The organism is Pseudomonas sp. NPDC088890 (genome assembly GCF_044900155.1).
GTDB classification, from domain to species: domain Bacteria; phylum Pseudomonadota; class Gammaproteobacteria; order Pseudomonadales; family Pseudomonadaceae; genus Aquipseudomonas; species Aquipseudomonas urmiensis.
Window position 1 is genome coordinate 47,993 of record NZ_JBJDNG010000005.1, and the last position, 22,137, is coordinate 70,129.

At 63.1% G+C, this 22,137-nt stretch carries 20 protein-coding genes and 1 tRNA gene; 13 read left to right on the forward strand and 8 right to left on the reverse strand.

Annotated elements, in window-relative coordinates; genetic code table 11:
* The first annotated feature begins 28 nt into the window (after window positions 1-28).
* On the forward strand, window positions 29-667 hold the full coding sequence (locus ACI2JX_RS12675) for an NADH:ubiquinone oxidoreductase subunit N (RefSeq protein WP_404690196.1): 639 nt from the start codon (window positions 29-31) through the stop codon (window positions 665-667).
* Here ACI2JX_RS12675 and ACI2JX_RS12680 read toward each other — a convergent pair whose 3' ends face one another.
* From ACI2JX_RS12680 to ACI2JX_RS12700, 5 genes are all read right to left on the reverse strand, one after another.
* The gene (locus ACI2JX_RS12680) at window positions 668-1,105 is read right to left on the reverse strand and encodes a CBS domain-containing protein (protein WP_404690197.1); all 438 of its coding nucleotides are present in this window, start codon (window positions 1,103-1,105) and stop codon (window positions 668-670) included.
* 327 nt (window positions 1,106-1,432) lie between these two features.
* Window positions 1,433-1,891: a DUF805 domain-containing protein gene (locus tag ACI2JX_RS12685; RefSeq protein WP_372353290.1), complete on the reverse strand. Its 459-nt coding sequence runs from the start codon at window positions 1,889-1,891 to the stop codon at window positions 1,433-1,435.
* A 22-nt stretch (window positions 1,892-1,913) separates the two neighbouring features.
* Window positions 1,914-2,270 (reverse strand): RING-HC finger protein, encoded by a 357-nt coding sequence (locus ACI2JX_RS12690; protein WP_264233850.1) that lies wholly within the window; start codon window positions 2,268-2,270, stop codon window positions 1,914-1,916.
* A gap of 267 nt (window positions 2,271-2,537) precedes the next feature.
* Window positions 2,538-4,268 carry a dipeptidase gene (locus tag ACI2JX_RS12695; RefSeq protein ID WP_404690198.1) on the reverse strand — a complete coding sequence of 577 codons (1,731 nt, stop codon included), beginning with the start codon at window positions 4,266-4,268 and terminating at the stop codon, window positions 2,538-2,540.
* Window positions 4,269-4,432: 164 nt separating this feature from the next.
* Window positions 4,433-4,509: transfer RNA gene (locus tag ACI2JX_RS12700), tRNA-Arg, on the reverse strand.
* Window positions 4,510-4,724: 215 nt separating this feature from the next.
* Here ACI2JX_RS12700 and ACI2JX_RS12705 point away from each other — a divergent pair.
* From ACI2JX_RS12705 to ACI2JX_RS12740, 8 genes are all read left to right on the forward strand, one after another.
* The gene (locus tag ACI2JX_RS12705; protein WP_264233847.1) at window positions 4,725-5,474 is read left to right on the forward strand and encodes a GntR family transcriptional regulator; all 750 of its coding nucleotides are present in this window, start codon (window positions 4,725-4,727) and stop codon (window positions 5,472-5,474) included.
* Window positions 5,471-7,195, forward strand: coding sequence for a fumarate reductase/succinate dehydrogenase flavoprotein subunit (locus tag ACI2JX_RS12710; protein ID WP_264233845.1), 1,725 nt, complete (start codon window positions 5,471-5,473; stop codon window positions 7,193-7,195). The genes ACI2JX_RS12705 and ACI2JX_RS12710 overlap by 4 nt, the downstream gene beginning before the upstream one ends.
* 111 nt (window positions 7,196-7,306) lie before the next feature.
* Window positions 7,307-7,552: a ferredoxin family protein gene (locus tag ACI2JX_RS12715; RefSeq protein WP_008096634.1), complete on the forward strand. Its 246-nt coding sequence runs from the start codon at window positions 7,307-7,309 to the stop codon at window positions 7,550-7,552.
* Window positions 7,553-7,669: 117 nt separating this feature from the next.
* Window positions 7,670-9,076 (forward strand): ABC transporter substrate-binding protein, encoded by a 1,407-nt coding sequence (locus ACI2JX_RS12720; protein WP_264233842.1) that lies wholly within the window; start codon window positions 7,670-7,672, stop codon window positions 9,074-9,076.
* 29 nt (window positions 9,077-9,105) lie between these two features.
* Window positions 9,106-9,888 (forward strand): ABC transporter permease, encoded by a 783-nt coding sequence (locus ACI2JX_RS12725; RefSeq protein ID WP_264233840.1) that lies wholly within the window; start codon window positions 9,106-9,108, stop codon window positions 9,886-9,888.
* On the forward strand, window positions 9,888-10,745 hold the full coding sequence (locus ACI2JX_RS12730) for an ABC transporter ATP-binding protein (RefSeq protein ID WP_404690199.1): 858 nt from the start codon (window positions 9,888-9,890) through the stop codon (window positions 10,743-10,745). Before ACI2JX_RS12725 ends, ACI2JX_RS12730 begins: the two co-directional genes overlap by 1 nt.
* Window positions 10,742-11,707, forward strand: a complete 966-nt coding sequence (locus ACI2JX_RS12735) for a HEAT repeat domain-containing protein (protein WP_404690200.1) — start codon at window positions 10,742-10,744, stop codon at window positions 11,705-11,707. The genes ACI2JX_RS12730 and ACI2JX_RS12735 overlap by 4 nt, the downstream gene beginning before the upstream one ends.
* A complete protein-coding gene (locus ACI2JX_RS12740; RefSeq protein WP_264233834.1) occupies window positions 11,707-11,982 on the forward strand; it encodes a DUF971 domain-containing protein in 276 nt (91 codons plus the stop codon). The genes ACI2JX_RS12735 and ACI2JX_RS12740 overlap by 1 nt, the downstream gene beginning before the upstream one ends.
* A gap of 101 nt (window positions 11,983-12,083) precedes the next feature.
* On the opposite strand, the gene ACI2JX_RS12745 is transcribed toward ACI2JX_RS12740, so the two are convergent.
* Complete coding sequence (locus tag ACI2JX_RS12745) at window positions 12,084-12,947, reverse strand: ABC transporter ATP-binding protein (RefSeq protein WP_264233832.1); 864 nt, start codon at window positions 12,945-12,947, stop codon at window positions 12,084-12,086.
* Window positions 12,944-14,518 carry an ABC transporter permease gene (locus ACI2JX_RS12750; RefSeq protein WP_404690201.1) on the reverse strand — a complete coding sequence of 525 codons (1,575 nt, stop codon included), beginning with the start codon at window positions 14,516-14,518 and terminating at the stop codon, window positions 12,944-12,946. The genes ACI2JX_RS12745 and ACI2JX_RS12750 overlap by 4 nt, the downstream gene beginning before the upstream one ends.
* Window positions 14,519-14,815: 297 nt before the next feature.
* Between ACI2JX_RS12750 and ACI2JX_RS12755 the strand changes: the two genes are divergently transcribed.
* Window positions 14,816-15,868, forward strand: a complete 1,053-nt coding sequence (locus tag ACI2JX_RS12755; RefSeq protein ID WP_264233828.1) for an ABC transporter substrate-binding protein — start codon at window positions 14,816-14,818, stop codon at window positions 15,866-15,868.
* A 41-nt stretch (window positions 15,869-15,909) separates the two neighbouring features.
* Entirely contained in the window at window positions 15,910-16,815 is a 906-nt protein-coding gene (locus ACI2JX_RS12760) for a TauD/TfdA family dioxygenase (protein WP_186552909.1), read from the forward strand.
* Window positions 16,816-16,938: 123 nt separating this feature from the next.
* Here the strand turns inward: ACI2JX_RS12760 and ACI2JX_RS12765 are convergent, their stop codons facing one another.
* On the reverse strand, window positions 16,939-17,853 hold the full coding sequence (locus tag ACI2JX_RS12765) for a LysR family transcriptional regulator (RefSeq protein ID WP_264233825.1): 915 nt from the start codon (window positions 17,851-17,853) through the stop codon (window positions 16,939-16,941).
* 191 nt (window positions 17,854-18,044) lie between these two features.
* On the opposite strand from ACI2JX_RS12765, the gene ACI2JX_RS12770 reads away from it, so the two are divergent.
* On the forward strand, window positions 18,045-20,381 hold the full coding sequence (locus ACI2JX_RS12770; RefSeq protein WP_404690202.1) for a TonB-dependent receptor: 2,337 nt from the start codon (window positions 18,045-18,047) through the stop codon (window positions 20,379-20,381).
* Window positions 20,382-20,398: 17 nt separating this feature from the next.
* Window positions 20,399-22,075: an aryl-sulfate sulfotransferase gene (locus ACI2JX_RS12775; RefSeq protein ID WP_392463856.1), complete on the forward strand. Its 1,677-nt coding sequence runs from the start codon at window positions 20,399-20,401 to the stop codon at window positions 22,073-22,075.
* The last annotated feature ends 62 nt before the right edge of the window (window positions 22,076-22,137 follow it).

The window sequence follows — 22,137 nt, forward strand, 5'->3', positions numbered from 1 at the left end:
TCAGGTAAAACAATAAGGGGATAGCGCGATGAAAGATCCCTACGCACCAGGCTTCTGGTGCACCGTGACGATCCTGGGCACCCTGACCGTCGGTTACTTCTATGGTATCCGGCACACCCACCAGATGAACCAGGCGGTGCAGTTCATGTACGCCGCTGCGGCGGTGACTGCGGCGGTGGCGCTCTGCGGTCTGGCGTGGATCGCCTGGCAGCAACTGCACTTGAACAAGCGCGAAGTGAGCCAAGGGCGAACGTTGGTGACCATCTGGAACACCAAGGTGGCGCTACGCCGGGTCGAGACGGTGTTCGACCGTTATTTCTGGGGCAGCTACTGGCATTCGGGGCGCACCTTCGAAGAAGTCATGGGCGAGCTCAAGGGCACGCCGCTGGAACAGAGCCTGGACGCCCTCAAGTGCCAATGCCGTGAACTCGACCGCGAGACCCACGACCCGCACCATCACTGGCTGGCCTTTGCCCGCGACCTTTCCAGCGTGGCCGCGGCGATGGCCCGCGAGCGCTACCAGCTGGATCTGTGCGATACCCCGGATAACAGCCGGGGCGGCACTGCGCTGCTCAACCGCGATCTGGAAGTGCTGGTGTACACCTGGTCGGCGCGCCTGCGCAGCTTCGACCATCAACTGGACGAGCTGGAGAGCGCCTATCACTGATCATTCGCCGCGAATGTACTGCTCCAGTTGGCGGATCAGGCTGGCCTGCTCGGCGATGGTTTCCTTGACCAGGTCGCCGATCGACAGCAGGCCGAGCAGCTTGCCGTCCTTGACCACAGGTAGATGGCGCAGGTGACGGTCGGTCATCAGGTTCATGCAATGATCCAGGCTCTTGCCCGGATCGACCGTGAGCACATCGCGGGTCATGATTTCGCTGACCGGGGTAGCGGCGGATGAGCGGCCTTTGAGTACCAGCTTGCGCGCATAGTCACGCTCACTGACGATCCCCACCACCTGGTCATTTTCTACCACCGGTAAGGCACCGATGTTTTTCTCCGCCAACAGCTTAAGGGCTTCGAGCACCGAGAGATCTGGCCCAATGGTGTAGACGGTCTGATGTTGGGACTTGGTTTTGAGGAGTTCTTCGACGTTCTTCATACAGGCCTCGGTGGGGGGGGAATGCTGGTCTTCAGGTAACTAAAGCATCGGCGACGACGCTCTGCACGGCAACGCGGAAAACGGCATGGACCTGATTGAAAAACGTCATGAGCCTGGCTTGTGTCCGTAAGTTGTTGGGGCCGCTTTGCGGCCCTTCGCGGGCAAGCCCGCTCCCACAGGAACAGCGCCGCTATAACGGTCGGCGCCGGACCTGTGGGAGCGGGCTTGCCCGCGAAGGGCTGCAGAGCAGCGCCAAAGCTGACCAGGCCTTATGTGAACAGCATTAGCCCGCAGGCCGCCCTCCCTGATCCATGTGCACCGGCCGCCTCAGACGATGCCTTTCGGGCTCGGACCAAAGCGGTTGCTGCCCTGGGTGCCGTCCTGGATCAGGAACACCAGGTTGACGATCGGCACCAACAGCCACCAGCCGCTGCGGTCACTGTCGTGCAGGCGACGCACGGCAACGGCGATGCTCGGCAGCAGCACGGCCAGGTTATAGAGACCGCCCAGCGCCGGCGCGGTACCGATCAGGCCATCGACAAAACCGACCACGAAGGCCACCAGCATGTTGAGCAGGATGAACATCCAGTATTCCTTGCGGCGCGCACGGCCCTTGAATACGGCGTACTTCTTCATCACTTCGATGTAGGCATTACCACTGGCCACGGTCGCGGTCGCGCCATTGCCGATCGTGCCTGTGTAGGTTGTGGTCTGGGTGGCGCCGCAACCTGGGCAGCTCAGGGCCGACTGGTGAATTTGTTTGGCGCAACCACGGCAGAACACCATGCTCATTTGTTTTCCCTCACGATTAATTAACTGATAGTCCGATAAAGCAGAGCAGTGAGAACGCCGTCATGACGACGCCGGCGACGGCCATGCCGTTGCCGGGTTTTCTCTGGCTGATACTGACAATGCCGCTGACCAGGCCGATCGAGGCGAACAGGCTCAGACCGAGCAGGGTGTCGGCGTCCCATTCGGCGTCATCGAACAGGGAGAGCAAGCAGAGGATGCCGAGGATCAGCGCGGTGACGCCCATCCACGACGACTCGCCGCCGATGCTCTGGGCAGGCGGTGTGACAGCGAATTGGGGGGCGCCACATAGTGGGCAGGCGGGTGCCGTTTCGTGCAACTGTTTGGCGCAGCCGCGGCAAAATACCATTGCCATTGCAAATCCTTTTGTGGCGTTTTTCGAACGCGTCCCTGTGTCGAAATCCGATGCCGTGGACCTCAATGTCCGCTGGGCACCGGTTAAAAAATTCTCTAACTAACAGGCGGTCAGGCCCTGCGAAGAGCCGGGCTGAGCGCGCAAGCGGCGCAGAGATTACCAAATATTTCGATTATGGCGAAATGCTGGCGCCAATAATTCCCGTGGTCATAGCGCAGGCCTTAGAAAAAGGCGCCATAGCGCCTTTTTCAACCATTGAGCTAAACCTCAAAGTTTTGGCATCTGCCCAATCCGCGCGACCATCTCACTGACGATCTGCAAGTCCAGCATGAATTGCTCCACAGTCTTGAACTCGTTGTCGTTGTGCCCGGTGTATTTCACGTTGGGCATGGCCAGACCAAACTGCACGCCATTGGGCAAGTCATGCACCGAAGTGGCGCCGGCAGAAGTGCCGAACTCATGGGGCATGCCAAGGTTCTCGCTGGCTACTGCGAGCAGGGCCTTGACCCATTCGCCTTCAGGATTGCGGTACATCGGCTGGTCCAGGTTGGTGTCGAAGGACACCGCAACAGCGCTGGTTTTGGCCCAAGCACCGAGCTTGTCGGCCAGTTCGGCCTTGAGCGTGTCGACTGGCTTGCCTTTAGGCACACGCAAGTTGACCGCCAATTTCAGGGCTTTGTCATCCAGGCCAACGAAGGTCGGCGAGGCCGTCAGCGGGCCCATGAATGAATCTTCAAAGCCAATGCCCAGCTTCTTGCCGGTGTAGTCCAGCCCCCAATTGTCGGCGGCGTAGCGGGCGGCGTCGGTGATGTGGTTGTGCTTGAGCGGCACGTGCTCACCCAGCCCGTTGATGAACACCAGCATGCGCGCGACCGGATTGACCCCGGACTCAGGCTCGGAAGAGTGCGCCGAGACGCCTTTGCTGGTCAGCAGCACTTGCTTGCCTTCGACTTTCGCCTCGATGCTGAAGTTAGCGCCGTTATCCTTGACGAACTGCGCACCGGCTTTGTTCAGGCGCGCGGCGAGATCGGCAGGGTTGTCGCCCATCAGGGTCACCACCGAAGTGGTGGGGATCTGGTTGTTGGCCAGGCCACCCGTCAGGCTGGTGAGCTCGGCACCTTGGCCGCTGGCTGCGCGGCGGGGGAAGGTGGCCATTACCACTCCAGAGCCTTTCTCGGCGATGACCACCGGATAGCCGCCGTCCAGTGCCAGGTTGTAGTCCGGCACCGGGTTGCGCTCGAAGTAATAGGGGATGGCCTCACCGGTGGTTTCCTCGGTGGTGTCGACCAACAGCTTCAATTGGCGAGCCAGCGGCAGTTTCTCGTCCCTGGCGACTTTCATGGCGTACAGCGCGACGATGATGCCGTTCTTGTCGTCTTCAGTGCCGCGGCCGTACATACGATCACCCACCAGGGTGACTTTGAACGGGTCGAGGTGAGTGCCGTCGTCGAGCTTCCAGTTGTCTGGATTGGCCGGCACCACGTCGGCGTGGGCATGAATGCCGACCACTTCCTTGCCTTCACCGAGCGTGATCTCGTAGACCCGGTTGTCGATGTTGCGGAACGTCAGGCCGAAGCTCTCGGCCAAGGCTTTGATCTTGTCGGCGATCTTGTGAAATTGCGGATTGTCATGCTGGGCTACGCCTTCGACCTGGAAAGTCGGGATCGCGACCAGCTCGCGCAGGTTGTCAGTGGCGGCCTTGCCGTACTTGATGCGGGTATACAGGCCGAGCAGGCGGTTGATCTCGTTGTGCTGTTCGGCGGCCAGCGGCTTGCCGGCCAGGTAGGCCTTGAGGGTGTCACCCAGGTTGTCGGCCTTGGCCAGGTCGCTGTTGGCCAGCTTGCCGATGAATTGCTTGAAGTCGGCCGGGTCGCTGCCGTCGTAGGCTTTGAGGATGGCGGCCGATTGCTGCTGGGAAAGATTGGCTTGGGCCTGCGAGGTGAACAGGCCGATGCTGGCCAGCAACAGGGTCAGGGCAGAGAATTTTTTCAGGTGCATGGGTAAGCGCATTCCTTTGCTGATGCATGAAAGGAGGTACCCGCTCGGATGAACGGGAAGCTGCTCACGCTAACATCAAAGGACAGCGGCACGGGAGTACCAGAAACGCGACGCGGTGCACAAACGAAAAAGCCCCGGGACAAGTCCCAGGGCTTTTCAAGATATGGCGCACTCGGCGGGATTCGAACCCACGACCCCTGCCTTCGGAGGGCAGTACTCTATCCAGCTGAGCTACGAGTGCAACGCGGCGCAATGATACCCATCTTGGGGAATGACGTCCATCGCCTTGATCTGTGGTGTTTTTCCCTGTGGATCTTCAGGCCGCCCCCACCCGAGCCCGATACTTGCCTGCCAGCAATATCCATATTCGATATCAGTATTTCCCTAGCCATTCTTATACTCGCTATTCTCTGGTCACAACTTGTTATAACAAGTCACCGATCAGCGAAGAGAACCATGGCCCAATTGCTCCCCCTGTCCCCGGTACCGCTCTACACCCAGCTCAAGGAACTGCTGCGCGAGCGCATTCTCGATGGCAGCTACCCACCGCACAGCCGCATGCCGTCGGAAAACGAGCTAGGTAAGGCCTTCGATGTCAGCCGCATCACTGTGCGCCAGGCGCTGGGCGATCTGCAAAAGGAGGGGCTGATCTTCAAGATCCACGGCAAGGGCACCTTCGTCGCCAAGCCCAAGGCGTTCCAGAACGTCAGCACCTTGCAAGGTTTGGCCGAGTCGATGACGCAGATGGGCTACGAAGTGATCAACCGCCTGCGCAGCTTGCGTCACGTGCCAGCCAGTGCGCTGGTAGCCGCGCGCTTGCAGGTTGAGGAGGGAGAGCTGGTCACCGAGATCCGCCGCGTGCGCTTGATCAACCGTGAGCCGGTGTCGCTGGAGCTGACCTGGCTGCCCAAGGCGGTCGGTGAAAAGCTGGAAAAAGCCGACCTGGTCACCCGCGACATTTTCCTGGTGCTAGAGAACGACTGTGGCATCGAGCTTGGGCACGCCGATCTGGCCATCGACGCGGTGCTGGCCGACAGCGACCTGACCCAGGCACTGGAGGTCGAGGAGGGCGCGCCGATCATGCGCATCGAACGTCTGACCCACGCCGCCGATGGTACGCCGCTGGACTTCGAACACCTCTACTACCGCGGCGATGCCTTCCAGTATCGCCTGCGCATCGACCGCCAGAAGGGGGGCAAGGCATGAGTATCGAGACCCAGGACTACGACATTATCGTCATCGGCGGCGGCACCGCCGGCCCGATGGCGGCGATCAAGGCCAAGGAGCACGACAAAAGTCTGCGCGTCCTGCTGCTGGACAAGGCCAACGTCAAGCGCAGCGGTGCCATCAGCATGGGCATGGATGGCCTGAACAACGCCATTATTCCCGGCCACGCCACGCCTGAGCAGTACACCAAGGAGATCACCGTCGCCAACGATGGCATCGTCAACCAGACCGCAGTGCACGCCTATGCCACTCACAGTTTCGCCACCATCGAGCAGCTCGACCGCTGGGGCGTGAAGTTCGAAAAGGACGAGACGGGTGATTATGCGGTGAAGAAGGTGCACCACATGGGCGCCTACGTACTGCCGATGCCCGAGGGCCACGACATCAAGAAGGTGTTGTACCGCCAGCTCAAGCGGGCGCGGATCGAGATCAGCAATCGCATGGTCTGCACACGGGTACTGCTCGATGGCCAGGGCGCCGCTGCCGGAGTTCTTGGATTTGACTGCCGTAGCGGTGAGTTCAAGGTCGTCCGCGCCAAGGCCGTCATTCTTGCCTGCGGTGCCGCCGGGCGTCTGGGCCTGCCTTCGTCGGGTTACTTGATGGGCACTTACGAGAACCCGACCAATGCCGGTGACGGCTACGCCATGGCCTATCACGCAGGGGCTGAACTGGCCAACCTTGAGTGCTTCCAGATCAACCCGCTGATCAAGGACTACAACGGCCCGGCCTGCGCCTACGTCACTGGCCCGTTGGGTGGCTACACGGCTAACAGCAAGGGCGAGCGCTTCATCGAGTGCGACTACTGGAGCGGGCAGATGATGTGGGAGTTTCATCAGGAGCTGGAGGGTGGTAATGGCCCGGTATTCCTCAAGCTCGATCACCTGGCCGAGGAAACCATCCAGAACATCGAAGAGATTCTGCACAGCAACGAGCGCCCCAGTCGCGGCCAGTTCCACGCCAATCGTGGCACCGACTACCGCCAGCACATGGTCGAGATGCACATCTCCGAGATCGGCTTCTGCTCCGGGCATTCGGCCTCGGGCGTGTGGGTCGACGAGAAGGCCCAGACCAGCGTCAAGGGCCTGTACGCGGCGGGCGACATGGCTGCGGTGCCGCACAACTATATGCTCGGCGCCTTCACCTATGGCTGGTTCGCCGGGGTCAATGCCGCGCAGTACGTGGCCGGGCGGGAATTTGCCGAGGTCGATGTCGAGCAGGTCGAGCGCGAGCGGGCGCGGGTGTTCGCGCCGTTGCAGCGTGAGCACGGTCTGCCGCCAGCGCAGGTCGAGTACAAGCTGCGGCGCATGGTCAACGACTACCTGCAGCCGCCCAAAGTAACGAAAAAGATGGAGATCGGCCTGGCGCGCTTCGCCGAGATCGAACGCGACCTTGCGCAGATGAAGGCCAACAATCCCCATGAGCTGATGCGGGCGATGGAGGTCACGGTGATTCGCGACTGTGCCGAAATGGCCGCACGCGCCTCGCTGTTCCGCGAGGAAAGCCGCTGGGGGCTGTACCACCACCGGGTCGACTTCCCCGAGCGCAACGATGGCGAGTGGTTCTGCCATTGCCACCTGAAGAAGGGCGAGGACGGTGCGATGACCAGTTTCAAGAAGGCGGTCGAGCCGTACCTGATTGCCCTGGATGCCGACGAACAGACCGCGTACGACCGGCTGCGTGTAAAGGCCGATGCCGCCTGATCGCGGGGCAAGACCGCTCCCACGCCTGGGATCTAGCGTGGGAGCGGGCCTGCCCCGCGATTGCGATGCCACTGACAGAACGAGGGCCAAAGGCCCCAAGGACCCCGTGAAATGGCCTATCAACCCCAGGAAATATTCTTTCGCAGCAGCGCCCCGGTGACCATCGACGAAGACAAGTGCATCGCCGAAAAAGGCTGCACCGTCTGCGTCGAGGTGTGCCCCATGGACCTGCTGGCCATAAACCCGGCCACGCAGAAGGCCTACATGGCCTTCGACGAATGCTGGTACTGCATGCCCTGCGAAAAGGACTGCCCGACCGGCGCGGTGAAGGTCGATATCCCGTACCTGCTGCGCTGAAACACCCGCCATCCGGCCAACCACCGGACGCCTTACCTGTACGCCCCCTCGTTTCCCACCACCCAAGCCTGGTGGCGGAGACGATTCCAATACCTAAATGATTCGAGGGGAAACACCATGCGCCTTGTAGCAACCGTGGCCGGCCTCGCGCTGGCAATCGCTGGCCTGAATGCCCACGCCGAAACCATCCGCATCGCCATCGGCACCCAGGACACCACCATCAACTGCGCCACCGGCGGCCTGCTGATCCGCGAGCTGGGCCTGTTGGACAAATACCTGCCACACGATGGCAAGTACAAGGACGCCCAGTACCAGATCGAGTGGAAGAACTTCACCAGCGGCGCGCCACTGACCAACGAGATGGTCGCCGGCAAACTGGACTTCGGCGCCATGGCCGACTTCCCCGGCTCGTTCAACGGCGTCGCTCACCTCGATGCTGGCAAGCGCAGCCTGTTCATCAGCGTGCTGTCCGGTAGCGTACACGGCAGTGGCAACGGCATCGTGGTGCCGGCAGCCTCAGGCGTGCAGTCGCTAGCCGAGCTCAAGGGCAAGACCATCTCGGTGCCGTTTGCCTCGACCGCCCACGGCATGCTGTTGCGCGCCGTCGCCGCCCAAGGCTGGGACCCGCAGAAAGATGTGCGGATCATCGCACAGGCGCCTGAGATTGCCGGTTCAGCCTTGCGCAGCAACCGCATCGAAGCGCATGCCGACTTCGTGCCGTTCGCCGAGCTGTTCCCCAATCGCGGCTTCGCCCGCAAGATCTTCGATGGCTCGCAGGCCAATGCGCCGACCTTCCATGGCGCGCTGGTCGATGCCGACTACGCGAAGAAATACCCCGAGGTGGTGACCGCCTACCTGCGCGCGAGCCTTGAGGCCGATCGCCTGATCGCCGCCGAGCCAGAGAAGTACAGCGAGCTGATCGAGAAGGTCACCGGCATCGAAGCCGAGGTCAATTACCTGTTCCACGGCCCGCTCGGCCTGCAGACCCGCGACTTGACCTGGAAGCCTGAATACCGCCAGGCGGTGGCTACGTCGATCGACACGCTCAAGCTGCTGAAGAAAACCGACCGTGGCCTGGACACCGCGCAGTTCATCGATGACCAGTACATTCGCGCCGCCTTCAAGCAGGCCGGGCTGGACTACGAGCAGGCGCTCAAGCACTACCAGCCACTGCCCCTCAAGGCCAATGACGCCCTGACCGGCAAGCCGATCACCGACTTCAGCCGCCTGGCGCAGATCTGGGTGCGCGGCGAAGACAAGGTGCGCCACTACGCCTCACCTGAAGCGGCGCTGAGCGCCTTGGCGCAGCTGGAGCAGGAGGGCAAGGACATCCGCGCGATCTACGCCCAGGCCGCTGACAGCGGTATCAAACTGTTGGCCAACCAGGCCTGGTTCGTGCGTAACGGCAAGGGCGAACTGGCAGCCTTCCTGCTCAAGGATCAGGCCGAGCAGTTCGCCAAGGCCCACGGTGGCGAGGCCCTGGACTTCGTCAGCGCCAACCAGAAGCTGGTCGCCCAGCGCTGATCGGCCGGCCCCGACCCGGGAGAATTTTCATGACAAGCACCTTCACGCGCTGGCCTGTGCGACTGGCCTCGCTGCTGGCCTGCCTGCTGTTCTGGCACCTGGCCGCGAGCAGCAAGCTGAACCTGGGCCTGTTCACCTTCACCTATGTGCCGACACCCAAGGCGGTGCTCGATGCGGCCTGGCAACTGCTGACCTCCAGTTCGTTGCTCGCGCACCTGACTAGCAGCCTGTCGCGGGTATTTTCCGGCTACCTGGTGGCGGCTGTGCTGGGCGTGTCCCTAGGGCTGGTGATCGGCCGCTCGAAGTGGGCCGAGGACACCTTGCTGCCCCCACTGGAGGTGCTACGGCCGATCCCGGCGGTGGCGTGGATTCCGCTGGCGATCCTGATGTTTCCATCGTCTGAGCTGTCGATGGTGTTCATCACCTTTACCGGCGCGCTGTTCCCGATCCTGCTCAACACCGTGCATGGCGTCGAGGCGGTCGACCCCCGCCTGGTCGCCTCGGCGCGCAGCCTGGGTGCCGGGCGCTACGCGATCCTGCGGGAGGTGATCTTGCCGGGTGCGCTGCCGAGTATCGTCACTGGCCTGGCGATCGGCATGGGCACCTCGTGGTTCTGCCTGGTCACCGCCGAGATGATCGCCGGGCAGTTTGGCATCGGCTACTACACCTGGGAGTCCTACACCTTGCAGAACTACCCGGACATCATCGTCGGCATGCTGTTGATCGGCGTGCTGGGCATGGGTAGCAGTGCCCTGGTCAAACGCCTCGGCGCGCTGGCCACGCCCTGGTATCGGCTGCGGAGGGGCGCGTGATGAGCAGTTATCAACAGGCCCCCGAGCCTGGTCGTATCGAAGCGCGTGGCGTGTCGATACGCCTGGGGCACGGCAGTCAGGCGTTCGAAGCGGTACAGGCGCTGGACTTCACCATCGCGCCGGGCGAGTTCGTCTGCATCCTGGGGCCATCGGGTTGTGGCAAGTCCACCCTGCTGGGGGCTTTGGCCGGTCATCTGGTGCCCAGCTCGGGCGTACTCGAGGTCGATGGTGCGCCGGTCGCGGGGCCATCGCCGGAGCGCGGTATGGTCTTCCAGCATCACACCCTGCTGCCGTGGCGCAGCGTGCTCGACAATGTGGCCTTCGGCCTGAAGATGCAGGGCAAGGGCAAGCCTGAGCGGCATCGACGCGCCAGCGAAATGCTCCAGCTGGTGGGCCTGGCCGACTTCGCTGAACGCTGGCCGAGCCAGCTCTCTGGCGGTATGCAGCAGCGCGCCGAAATTGCCCGGGTGCTGATCAATCGCCCGCGCCTGCTGCTGATGGACGAACCCTTCGGCGCCCTCGACGCGCAAACCCGCTCTCGCATGCAAGAGTTGCTGCTGGATATCTGGACGCGCATCCGCACCACCGTGGTGTTCGTCACCCATGACATCGACGAGGCGCTGTTCCTGGCTGACCGGGTGTTGGTGATGAGCCCACGCCCAGGTCGCTTCATCGAAGACGTGCGCCTGAGCTTTCCTCGCCCACGCCACGCCAGCCTGCTGACCAGCGCGCAGTTCACCCACCTCAAGCGTCACTGCCTGGCCTTGCTGCGCCACGAGGAAGGCCGCGAACTGCCGCGCCTGACGCCACTTGGCCTGCCCGACACTGACCCTCCACCGCTACGGATCGCGCTATGACTGAACGAACTACAGACCACCCCGATATTGTCGAATTGCTCCCGCGTTTGAATGCCGACGACGCGGCCGTGCGGCGCATCGCCCTGATCGACTTGGCCGATCTGGAAGAGCCCGAGGGCCTGCCGTGGCTGACTGATGCGCTATTGGTCGACTCCTCGACCGAGGTGCGCACCGAGGCGGCGCGTTTGCTCGAAGCCTGGGAACAGCCAGATGTGGTGCAGGCACTGTGTGCTGCGCTGGCCGACAGCGCCGAGCCGGTGCGCCTGGCCGCCGCGCAAAGCCTTAGTGAGTTGAAGAGCCTGGAAGCGGGCTTGCTGATCCTGCCTTGGGTAACCCATGCCGATGCCTTCGTGCGCGCCAGCGCGTTGCGTGCCCTGCGCGAACTGCGCCTGGAAGACGCCGCAGGCCCGGCGCTGCTGGCGCTGCAAGATGCGGACGCTGCGGTGCGGCGCGAAGCGGTGGGGATTCTTGGCTGGCTCAAGCATAAGGCGGCCTTGCCAGCGTTGGCCGGGCTCGCCGCGCAGGAGTCGGACACCGAGGTGCGCCGCGCAGCCATTGGGGCGTTGGGCCTGGCCCGGGATAGCAGCGTGTTGCCCGCGCTGACTGCGGCATTGCGCGACGAGGCCTGGCAGGTGCGTGAAGAAGCCGCCACTACCTTGGGCAAGGTCGGCCATGCCCAGGCCGGTCCGGCTTTGGTCGAGGCCTTGGCCGATGGCTACTGGCAGGTACGCCTGCGCGCAGCCCGTTCGCTGGGGCGCTTGCGTTTCCGCCAGGCCCTGCAAGGGCTGGTCGAGCTGCTCGGCCACGGCATCGCCAACCTGCGCAAGGAGGCCGCATTGGCCTTGGGTGAGTTGGGCGATAGCGCGGCGCTGCCGGCGTTGCGCAATGCCGAGGCTGACAGTGATCCGGAAGTGCGCAAAGCGGTGCGCATTGCCCTGGCGCAATTACAAGGGGCGGCGTGATGAACGCGCCGCGCGGGTTACGTAATGTGCGCGGGCAGGGCGAGTTGGCGGTGCAATGGGCAGATGCGCTGCAGGTGATCAGCCATGTGCGGCTCAGGGGAGCGTGCCCCTGTTCGCAATGCCGGGCAAGCAAACTGCGCGGGGGCATTTCGGCGGTGCCCGATGATGTTCGAATTGAGCGGATCGAGGTGCAGGGGTATGGCGTGCAGTTGGTGTTCAGCGATGGGCATGAGCGCGGGATCTACCCCTGGCAGTATCTTCGGGAGCTGGGTTGAAGCCGCTGGCCTCATCGCGGGGCAAGCCCGCTCCCACGCAGTATGGCCATTTGCTCGGGCATGCGTGGGAGCGGGCTTGCCCCGCGATAAGGCCAGTGAACTCAAAGTGCGATCAATTCTGGGCGCAGACCTTCCACCCGCTGCACGGGCGGCTTCAGATAGCCACCATCTCCGGTAATCTGGTGCAAGACCTTCTCGCGTAACCCATGCAACGCCACCCCGGTACGCTGGCGCGGGTGGTCCAGGTCGATTTCCACTACCGCCTTGATCCGCCCGGGCCGTGGCTCCAGCACCACCACCCGATCCGCCAGATAAGTCGCCTCTTCGGCATCGTGCGTCACCAGCAGGGTGGTAATCCCTGAGCGCTCGCGGATCGCCAGCAGCTCATCCTGCAACTGCTGGCGGGTCAATGCATCCAGCGCGCCGAACGGCTCGTCCAGCAGCAGGATGCGTGGGCTGGCGACTAATCCGCGGGCGATCGCCACCCGCTGCGCCATGCCACCAGACAACTGATGCGGATAGGCCGATTCAAACCCGACCAAACCCACCAACTGCACGTATTCATGCACCCGCCGCGCCCGCTCGCCCTGGGTGAGCTTCTCGTTGACCAAACCCAGGCCAATGTTCTGCTCGACATTCAACCAGGGGAATAGCCGATGCTCCTGGAACACGATGCCGCGCTCGCCACCAATGCCGTGTACTGGCTGGCCATCGACGCGGATGCTGCCGCTGTAGTCGGTATCCAGCCCCACCAGCAAGCGCAGCAGGGTCGACTTGCCGCACCCCGAGGCGCCGACAATGGCGATGAACTCGCCTTGGTTGATCGACAGGTCGAAATTACGGATGGCCTCCAATGCCTGGCCGTCGACGGTGAAGGTCTTGCTGACCTGCTCGAAGCTCACCAGCGGGGGCGTGGCGTCAGCTTGGTTGGCGGCGTGCAAAGCGGCATTGATAAAGGCGTTCATGCGGTTCTCCAGCGCGTGGCGCGCGATTCGAGGCGTTGTCCAAGGTTGCCCAGCAGGGCGCCGACCAGGCCGATCAGGACCATCGCGGCCATCACCTGATCCATGCGGAAAAGCTGTTGCGCGCCGAGCATCAGGCTGGCGATGCCGCCGTCCGAGGGCATGAAGTATTCCGCACCAATGGTGCCCAGCCAGGCATAGATCAGCGACAGGCGCAGGCCGGCGAAAATCGCCGGGGCGGCGCCGGGCAGGACCAGCAAGCGCAGGCGGTGCGGCAGGTCCAGGCGCAGCGCGCGGGCGGCTTCGCCCAGCTGCGGCGACAGGCTGGCGATGCCACGTTGGGTGGCGATGAACAGTGGGAAGAACGCCGCCAGGCCGACGAACACCAACTTGGCTCCTTCGCCCAAGCCAAACCAGGCGGTCAGCAGCGGCACCCAGGCAAAGATCGCCACTTGGCGCAGCGCCGAAAGGCTCGGCCCGAGCAGGCGTTCGGACCTGTTCGACAGCCCCAGCAACACCCCCAGCAAAAAGCCTGCGCCGCCGCCAATCAGCAGGCCGGCCAGGGTGCGTTGCAGGCTCAGGCGCAGTGCTTCAAGCAGCGAGCCGTCTGCCACGCCAGCTTTCAGACTGTGCAGCACGCCTAGGGGCGAGGTGAGGATGTTGTCGTCGACCCAGCCGAAGCTGCTGCTCGCCTGCCACAGTGCCAGTAGCGCCAACGGGAGCAGCAAGCCTTGCCAGGCTCGCGGCACGATGCTGCGGCGTTGCTCGCCAGTGGCCGGTTGCGGCCAGTACAGCAGGCGTCGTTCAAGGTTGCTGAAGCCGCGATCCATGCAGGCCCCGACCAGACCGATCAACAGGATGCAGAGCAATACCAGATCGAGCATGAACAGCTGTCGGCCCCAGACCATCAGGTAGCCAATGCCCTCGCTCGAGGCCAGTAGCTCGACCGCCAGCAGTGAGGTCCAGCCCGTCGCCAGGGCCAGGCGCACGCCCGCCAGAAACGAGGGCAGGGCGGCTGGCAGCAGCAGACGCCGGAACACCAGGTGACGCGGCAGACGCAGGGTTGCGGCCGCTTCGCGCAGTTTCGGTTGGGCGTCGCGCACGCCGACCAGGGTATGCAGGGTGACTGGCACCACGATGGCCTTGATCAGCACTACCAGCTTGAGCAGCTCGCCGATGCCGAAAAACAGCATGAACAACGGAATCCAGGCCAGCGTGGGGATCTGCGCCAACGCCACGAACGTCGGCAGCACCAGCGTTTGCGCCCGTCGCGAGGCGCCCAGCCAGGTGCCCAGCAGCAGGCCGCCGGTAATCCCGGCGAGCAGCCCCCAGGCCAGGCGTTGCACACTTATCCACAGGTGGCTCCAAAGCTCACCGGTACCGAAGTCCAGTGCGCTCTGCCAGACCAGCGTCGGCGCCGGCAGAATCTGTTCGCTCATCCAGTGCAAGTGGCTGGCGCTCACCCACAATGCGGCCAGCGCCAAAGGCAGCAGCCAGGGTAGTAGGCGCTCGGCGCCAATTCGCCATCTCGGCAGGGCCGGCAAGGCAGGCCCCGAGGTCAGCAGTTCGCTCATCGGGCATCTCTCGAAGCGTTGTTAGGTTATTCATTTATGGAATAAAAAATCTCCATTAATGTACTTCAAGAGATAAGAACATGCGTTTCATGCATGGGGAAGCCTATCGACGTTGCGTTTTCCTCATATTTTCCATGCGTTTCACGCAAGCCGGGCTGCGGCCCGCGCAGTGCCTGATTTATATCTTTCAGTTACTAAAAAATGAAGATTTGATCTTTGTTGGTGCTAAGCAGACCCGCCTAGCTTCTGGCCAAAGCGCCGGCCCTCGCCGGTGGCAGCCTGCCAAGGAGCCTTGCCATGAAAATCCCATTGCGTCACTTGCTCAGTCGTTTCGCCCCCACCCTGCTGGCTGGCGTGCTCAGCGCCTATGCGCTGAACGCGCAGGCCGCCGAGGTCGACACCATCCGCATTGCCGTGCCCGACTTGAGCGCTGGCAGCAAGCCCAGCGCGGGCGGGGTGGTGGATGTGCTGCGCAGCCAGCAACTGCTGGAGAAAGAGTTTGCCAAGGACGGCATCCAGATCGATTGGCGCTTCTTCAAGGGCGCAGGTCCGGTAATCAACGAAGCCCTGGCCAACGGCCAGGCGGACTTCGCCTACCTGGGCGATCTGGCGGCCATCATCGGCAAGGCCAATGGCCTGGATACCCGCGTGTTGTCGGCTGGGGTGCGCGGGGTGAAAAGCTACCTGGGCGTGGTGCCAGGCTCCGGGATCAAGACCCTGCAAGACCTCAAGGGCAAGCGGGTGGCGGTATTTCGCGGCACGGCCAACCAGCTGTCATTTGCCAGTGCCTTGGCCAGTCAAGGGCTGTCGGAGCGCGATCTGAAGGTCATCAACCTGGACTTCAATGCCGCCAATGCCGCCATTGCTGCCAAGCAGATCGACGCTACCTGGGGGCTGTCCAACCTGCTCTCGCTGCGCGATCGCGGCTTGGTCGAACTGCCGGTCAACTCGCGCGACCTCAAGGGCGCTGGCAGCACCCAGGCGGTGCTGCTTGGCACGGGCGAATTCATTCGCCAGCACCCTGAGCTGACCGCCCGCCTGGTCAAGGCGCAGCAGCAGGCCACTGAGTGGCTGCGCGATGAGAACAACCGCCAGGCCTACGTCGATTTGGTGGCCAGCACCGCCAACTATCCCAAGGTGATCCTCGAAGGCGACCTGGCCCAGGAAAACCTCGCGCACTACTTCGATCCGCGGCTGGACGCCGAATTCGTCGGCCTGCTGCAACAGGGCGTCGACCTGGCAGCCAAGGAACGCCTGATCCGTCGCAGCTTCCAGGTTTCTGATTGGATCGAGCCGCGTTTCCTCGATGCCGCGCTGCAAGCACAACAGGCCACCCAGGCCGCTCGCTGATAACCGCAAAGCCCCATCATTTGACCGTGAGGACCACCGCAATGAGCAATGCCGCACTGGCCACCGCGCCGCACACCGTTGAGCTCGACATCCAGCCGATTGCCGGCCGCATCGGCGCCGAGATACGCGGGGTCAAGCTTGCCGCCGACCTCGATGCAGCGACCGTCGAGGCCATTCAGGCCGCACTGGTCGAGCACAAGGTGATCTTCTTCCGTGAGCAGACCCATCTGGATGACCAGAGCCAAGAAGGCTTCGCCAAGCTGCTCGGCGAGCCGGTCGCCCATCCCACGGTGCCCGTGGTCGATGGCACCAGTTACTTGTTGCAGCTCGATGGTGCCGAAGGGCAGCGGGCCAACTCCTGGCACACCGATGTGACCTTTGTCGATGCCTACCCCAAGGCCTCGATCTTGCGCAGTGTGGTGGCGCCGACCTCAGGCGGCGATACGGTCTGGGCCAACACGGCGGCGGCGTATCGCGAGTTGCCGGAGGCGCTGCGCGAGCTGGCGGACAAGCTGTGGGCGGTGCACAGCAACGAGTATGACTACGCCAGCCTCAAGCCCGACGTTGATCCCGCCAAGCTTGAGCGCTATCGCAAGGTGTTCACCTCGACCGTTTACGAGACCGAGCATCCGGTAGTGCGGGTGCACCCGATCAGTGGCGAGCGGGCGTTGCAGTTGGGGCATTTCGTCAAGCGTATCAAGGGCTATTCGCTAGCTGATTCGCAGCATTTGTTTGCCGTGTTGCAGGGCCATGTGACGCGCCTGGAGAACACCGTGCGCTGGCGCTGGCAGGCAGGCGATGTGGCGATCTGGGATAACCGCGCCACCCAGCATTATGCGGTGGATGACTATGGGACCCAGCCGCGGATCGTGCGCCGGGTGACCTTGGCGGGGGAGGTGCCGGTGGGGGTTGATGGGCAGTTGAGCCGGACTACGCGCAAGGGCTGATGCAACGCGGAAGCGGGCTTGCCCTGCGATAGCGATGGTGAATCCACCACTGCTATCGCGGGGCAGGCCCGCTCCCACGAAGCTTAGGCAGCAAGAACCTAAATAGCGCGAACCCAAGCAGCGTCAGGTTTCAGCATCACAGGCAATCAACTGCCTGACCAAGCCCTGCGCCAATGGCGACAAGCCATACCCGACCCGGCTTACCACCCCGTAGCGGGTGTAGCACTCTTGCTCCTGCTCCGCCGTCAGGTCCACCAGCTGCAGCGCCAGCAACCCTCGCTCACCCTGATACGGCTGCAAGTTGGCACTACAGGCGATGCCGATGGTGTCCGAGTGCAGCACCACATTGAGCAGCGCATAGCCATGCTCGCATTCCACGCTAGGCAAGAAATCCTGGCGACCACTGAGGTCGCTGAGGATCTTGCGGATATTCGGCGGGCGGAAGGTGGTCGCCAGGGGGTAATCGAACAGATCACGCGCACGTACCTCGGCCTGCTTGGTCAACGGATGTCCGGCGCGGCAGCAGAAGTGCCAGCGCTGCGGCGTCAGCTTGTGCACGCGGTAATCTGGATCAGCCTCGAACTGGCGGGTGTCGGCCACGAAGAACTCGATCTCCTCGGCAATCAACTTGCGGTTCAATGCCTGCCAGTTATCCACCTGAAAACAGGTGCGCGCCGCCGGAAACTCACTGACGAAACGCGCCACCGCGCGCGGCACCAAGCCGCCCGCCGGCGCAGGCCCTGAGCCGAAGCGCACCACCCCAGTGGTCGCGCCGTTGAACTGGTTGATTTCGTTGACCAGGTTGTGTGCGCCATGCACCAACCGCCGTGAATGCTCCAGCACCAGCAAGCCTTGCCGCGTCGGCGCCAGCTCCTTGCTGGCGCGGTCGACCAGCCGGCAGCCAACGTTGTGCTCCAGGGTTTGAATGCTGCGGCTGAAGGCCGATTGCGACAGGTTCACCGCCGCCGCCGCGGCGACAAAGCTGCGGTGTTCGACAAGGGCAATGTAGTGGCGCAGCTGACGGAGATCTATATGCATTTTCTACATGAAAACTTTCGGTGAAATGCAATTGATGGGAAGGGTTGTGACCCTTATAAAGGGTGTCACTTATTCCACAAAATATGAATTACACATATTTATAGATCTTAAAAGAATATAAGTCTGCCTGACCGCGATTCGGTTCCGACAACGGAAATGCTCGCCACGGCCCATGCCTCAAGGAGCATTGCATGTCCCGAATCTATCGTTGGCCCGCGCGCGCATCACTATTGGCCCTGCAACCCCTGGCCGCTGGCGTGCTGCTGGCCGCCGCTGGCAACAGCTTTGCTGACGAGCCGGTCAGCGCCACCCCGGCGGTGGAGCAGGCCGCCAAGCTCGGCACCGTTACCGTCAATGCGCGTCGCCGCGAAGAAACCGCGCAGAGCGTGCCCACGCCGATTAGCGTGCTGGGCAGCGAAACCCTGGAAACCCAGCGCATCTACCGGGTACAGGACCTCCAACAGCTAGTACCGAGCACCAACGTGGCCTACGTTCACGCCCGCCAGTCGAGCATCTCGATCCGCGGCCTGGGTAACAACCCGGCCAGCGACGGCCTGGAAGGCAGCGTCGGCATCTATCTGGACAACGTCTATCTGGGTCGCCCGGGCATGGCCGTGTTCGACCTGCTCGACGTCGAGCAACTGGAAGTGCTGCGCGGCCCGCAGGGCACGCTGTTCGGTAAGAACACTACCGCCGGGGTGCTCAACATCACCACCCGCAAACCGACCTTCCATCGCGAAGGCAGCGTGCAGTCGTCGCTGGGCGAGGATGGCTACTGGCAGACCCAGGGCAGTTTCTCCGGGCCGATCAGCGACACCCTGGCCGGGCGCATCAGCGCCTACCACACTGAAGACGACGGCTATGTGAAGAACATCCACGATGGCCACGACCTCAACGGTGGCAAGCGCCAAGGCTTTCGTACCCAGCTGCTGTTTCAGCCGAATGAAACCTTCAACCTGCGCTGGATCGGCGAGTACAACGAGGAGAATTCCGACAACGGCATTCTCAGCCTGTACAGCACCGGCCCGACCATCAATGGCGTCAACCGCTACGAGAGCCTGGCCGCCCAGGCCGGCGCCACACTGGTGTCGGGCAAGGACCGCAAGGTCAACTTCGATGCAGAGCAGCAGGTCACGGTGTTCCAGGGGGGAACGTCGGTAGAGGCCAATTGGACCCTGCCCAACGATTTCACCCTGACTTCGATCAGCGCCTATCGCTGGTGGGACTTCACCCCGCGCAACGACGATGGCCTGGATGTGCCGGTGTTCTACAGCGCCGGGGTCTCGGTGCGCGACAAGCAGTATTCGCAGGAGATCCGCCTGGCCTCGCCCACCGGTGGCTTGTTCGACTATGTCCTGGGTGCCTACTATTTCAAGCAGGACCTGGATAACAAGTCGTTCACCTATTACGGCCCGCAGGCCGATATCTGGAACCAGACGCCCGCTGGCGCCCTGGCCAACGTCAACACCATCGGCAATGGCCACATCGATACCGACAGCTACGCGCTGTTCGCCCAAGGCACCTGGCACCTCACCGAGCGCCTGGATTTCACTGCCGGAGTGCGCGGTACGTATGAAGAGAAGAGCGCCTGGGTCACCCGCGATGCCCCGTCTGGCGGCGCGGCGGTATCTGGAGCGGCAGCGGCGGCGCGCAACGGTCGCGTCGGCGCCTACGATTCGGGTGACCTCAACCAGTACAGCTTCAGCCCCTCGGGCCTGCTTAGCCTGAGCTACCGCTTTACCGACGACCTGCTGGGCTACGCCAGCCTCACCCACGGCGAGAAGTCTGGCGGGGTCAACCTGACTGTCGGTGCCGCGCCACGGCTTGGGACCGATTCGTTGCTGGTCGGCACCGAGCGGGTCAACAACGCTGAGCTGGGCCTCAAGAGCACGTTGCTCGACAACCGCCTGCAGCTCAACGCCAACCTGTTCTGGGCCCAGGTGCATGGCTACCAGGCCAACGTCTATGACCAGGTCAACCGCGTGCAGTACCTGGCCAACGCCGGCAGCGTGCGCTCGCGCGGCCTTGAGTTCGAGGCCACTGCGCTGCCGATCACCGGCCTCACGGTCAACTTCAACGGCTCGTGGAACGATGTGCGTTACACCGATTACAAAGACGCCCCATGCCCACCTGAAGTGAGCCTGGCCAGCGCCACCGCCACCTGCGACCTGTCCGGGCACCAGGTGGTTGGCGCCTCCAAGTACATCGCCAACCTCAACGGCCAGTACAAGTGGCAGCTGACCGAGCGCATCGAACCCTACGTTACCGCCAGCTACGCCTTCCGCTCCAAGGCGGTGGGCACCATCGACGACTCCGACTACGGCCAGATCCCCAGCTACGCGATCGTCAACCTCTCCACCGGCGTGCGCCTGGACCAGGGTGATGGCGTGCTCGACCTGTCGCTGTGGGTCAAGAACGCCGGCGACAAGACCTACTTCACCAGCCTGTGGAACTCCGCCAACGGCGGTTATGCCGGCGTGCTTGGCACCCCGCGCACCGTGGGCGCTACCGCCCGTTACGACTTCTGAGCACAAGGAGCTTTGCCATGAATGCCAAGACCGACACCCCCGCCTTGCCCGAGGGCGCTTGCCTCACCGCCAAGGTGCCCGACCACGATGAAGCGCTGCTCGGCGATGTAGTGGTCAACCCCTATCGCCTGGCGCCACTGACCGCGATCATCCGCGATGGTGGTCGGGCCATCAGTGCTGCCCATGTACGCGTGCGTGGTCGGGGTGAGCGCGGGGTAGATATCGTCTACGACGTGTCCGATCGCTCGCTGTGGACCTATGGCGGCATCCCGGTGTTTGGCTTGTACCCAGATCACGTCAACCAGGTCGAAGTCAGCTACAAGCTCGATGGCGAGCGAGTTCGCGAACAGTACGAAATCTATGCCCCGGCCGTGCGCTTGCCAGTGGTGGCTAAACAGACAGCGGCGCTGCCGCAGGTGGTGCCGGTCAAGGTCGCCCCGGGCTTCGAGAAACGCCTGTACCTGTTCAACCACCTGCTCGGCGATATTCCGGGTGGCCGCGCACTGAAGTGGAACGCCCTGGGCGGCGCTGCCGAATGGGATCAGGTCGGCAACAACTGGATCGCCGACAGCAATGGCGACGTGCGCTGGTACCTGGACATCGAGCAGATCCACGACTCCAACCGCCGCGACGGCCTGGGCGGGACCATGGGCTTCCAGCAGACCCGCGACGGCAAGCTGATCTGGGGCCAAGGCCAGACCTATTCCAAGTACGACCTGCTCGGCCGCCAGGTGTGGCAGCGCACGTTGCCGGACAAATTCGCCGACTTCTCCCACGAGATCCGCGAAACGGTCAACGGCACCTACCTGCTGCGCGTCGGCACCAGCGATTACCGCCGCCCGGATGGCAAGCGGGTGCGTTCGATCCGCGACCATATCATCGAGGTCAACGAGGCGGGTGACGTGCTGGACTTCTGGGACCTCAACCAGATCCTCGATCCGTACCGTGGCGAGTTGCTCGAGACGCTCGGCAAGGCGGCGATCCAGTTGCCGGACGGCGTGGCCAAGCAGGACAGCACCCTGGCCAACGAACTTGCCGAAGGTGACTTGCCGTTCGGCGATACCCCGGGCGTGGGCACCGGGCGCAACTGGGCGCACGTCAATGCCATCGATTACGACGCAGAAGACGACAGCATCATCGTTTCAGCCCGTCATCAAGGCGTGGTGAAGATTGGCCGAGACAAACAGGTCAAGTGGATCCTCGCCTCGCCCCAGGGTTGGCCCGAGCGGCTCAAGGACAAGGTACTGACGCCCGTGGCCAGCGAAGGCTTCGACTGGTCGTGGACCCAGCACACCGCCTGGCTTACCGGCAAAGGCACGCTGACCGTGTTCGACAACGGCTGGGGACGCAACTTCGAGCCGACCAAGCTCAGCGGCAATTACAGCCGCGCCGTTGAATACCGCATCGATGAGGCCAAGGGCACGGTCGAGCAGGTCTGGGAGTATGGCAAGGAGCGTGGCGATGAGTGGTACAGCCCGGTGACCTCGGTGGTGGCTTATCGGCCGGAGACCGATACCCAGTTCATCTATTCCGCTTCGGTGGGCTTCCTGACCAAGGAGAAGCTGACCAGCACTACCCTCAATGAAGTGCGCCGGGGCAGCCAGGACGTGTTGGTGGAGCTCAAGGTGCTCAGCCGGCAGCCGGGCAGTGTCGGTTATCGCGCCCTGGTGATCGATCTGGATAAAGCCTTCTGATCCTGCCGGGAGGGCCGTCCGGCCCTCCTTTTTTCCTCATTCAGGTTTAGCGCGGGCTCTGA